The 1833-nt window shown below is 66.1% G+C and carries 3 protein-coding genes and 1 pseudogene; all 4 read left to right on the top strand.

Annotated features, from left to right (window positions below):
• Positions 1–152: pseudogene (locus tag FJ980_RS35575) on the top strand (GNAT family N-acetyltransferase); the annotation flags it as partial.
• A 27-nt stretch (positions 153–179) separates the two neighbouring features.
• Complete coding sequence (locus FJ980_RS30410) at positions 180–1193, top strand: cation diffusion facilitator family transporter (RefSeq protein ID WP_140547289.1); 1014 nt, start codon at positions 180–182, stop codon at positions 1191–1193.
• Positions 1194–1253: 60 nt separating this feature from the next.
• A complete protein-coding gene (locus FJ980_RS30405) occupies positions 1254–1466 on the top strand; it encodes a hypothetical protein (protein WP_140513664.1) in 213 nt (70 codons plus the stop codon).
• 12 nt (positions 1467–1478) lie between these two features.
• On the top strand, positions 1479–1833 hold a 355-nt coding region (locus FJ980_RS30400), incomplete at its 3' end, for an NAD-dependent epimerase/dehydratase family protein (RefSeq protein WP_140547288.1).

Raw genomic sequence — 1833 nt, 5'->3', positions numbered from 1 at the left:
AAAACCGCGACACGGCGTGGTATTCGATCATCGACAAGGAATGGCCGGCCTTGCGCAAAGCCTACGAGGCGTGGCTCGATCCGGCCAATTTCGACGGTGCCGGCCAGCAGAAACGACGGCTCGAGGATTTTCGCGCGGAATTCGGCGCTTGAGCTGAATCCGGGCATGGGAGTTTGCCATTGGCGCACAGTGACGACGACAGCCGGCACGACGGCAGCCGGCACGACCACAGCGGGCACGGCCACAGCGCGCATAGTCATGGCTCGACCGACAAGAAGCGCGTTTTGATCGCGGCCTGCCTGACGGCGGGCTTCATGGTGGCGGAGGCGCTTGGCGGTCTTTTCACCGGCTCGCTGGCGCTGCTGGCCGATGCCGGCCACATGCTTGCCGACGCCATTGCGCTCGGCCTTGCCTGGTACGCGTTTCATCTTGCGGACCGGCCGGCGACCGTCCGCCTGACCTATGGCTTCGGCCGGGTCAAGACGCTGGTGGCCTACACCAACGGCATCGCCATCTTCGTCATCGCGCTGTGGATCGTCTACGAGGCGTGGGAGCGCCTGCAGACGCCGGCGCCGGTGCTGGGCGGGCCGATGCTGGTGGTGGCGATCCTCGGCCTGCTGGTCAACATCGGCTCCTTCCTGGTGCTGCATGGCGGCGACCGTGAGAGCCTCAACATGCGCGGCGCCATACTGCATGTGCTCGGCGACCTGCTCGGCTCGGCCGCGGCAATCGTGGCGGCGATCGTCATTCTGGCGACCGGCTGGACCCCGATCGATCCGATCCTGTCGGTGCTGGTCTCGCTGCTGATCCTGTCCACGGCATGGTCGCTGATGCGCGCGGCCGCCCACGTCCTGCTCGAAGGGGTGCCGCCGAGCCTCGACCGGGACCTGATCGCCAGCGACATCGCGACGACGGTCCAGGGGGTGCGCGAGGTGCACCACATGCATATCTGGTCGATCGACGGCACCAGCAGCATGGCGACGCTGCATGCCTGCCTCAACGAGGGCGTGGACGCGCCCAAGGCGGTCAGCGCGATCAAGAAGCGGCTTGCGTCGGAGCATGGCATCAGCCATGCCACGGTGGAACCTGAATTCGGCCAGTGCGCCGACGACGGCGACGAGCACGACCATGGTCATGACCATGATCACCACCAGGGGCATGACGCGGCTTTGCATCATGGCCACCATCACTGACGCAGGGAACCCAAGCGCCTTGAATCCGAGCTCGACGACCCCTGGCCACGCCGGGACAGCATAATGGATCGCGATACCAAGAACGCCGCCATCGCCGCGCTGTCGATCATGCTGCTGTTCGGCATTGCCGTTTATTTCCTGCCAAACATCATGCTGGCCCTCGGCGGCCTTTCGACCGTGCTCGCCGGCATCTTCGGCACCGCGTTCGTGCTGGCGTTTTTCTTGGTGTTCTGGCTGCGCGCGCGCAGCCAACGCAAAAATCAGAGCAAATAAGGGAAGTTCGACATGCGCATTCTGATCACGGGCGCCGCCGGCATGGTCGGCCGCAAGCTCATTGCACGGCTGGCAAAGGACGGCAGGCTGCGCGGCCAGAAGATCTCCGCGCTCGACCTGCACGACATCGTACCGCCACAGGCGCCGGCCATCGATGGCGTCAGCATCCACAGCCATACCGGCGATCTCGCCGAGGCGGGCGCCGCCGAGAGGCTGGTCGCGTCGCGGCCCGACGTCGTGTTCCATCTCGCCGGCATCGTATCGGGCGAGGCGGAAGCCAATTTCGATCGCGGCTACCGCGTCAATCTCGACGGCACGCGCGCCCTGTTCGACGCCGTGCGGCTGGCGGCGTTCGCGCCGCGCCTCG

This window comes from Mesorhizobium sp. B1-1-5, from assembly GCF_006443065.1.
Classification (GTDB): Bacteria; Pseudomonadota; Alphaproteobacteria; order Rhizobiales; family Rhizobiaceae; genus Mesorhizobium.
The sequence above is the reverse complement of the archived record's forward strand: the minus strand, read 5'-3'. Positions and strand labels throughout refer to the sequence as shown.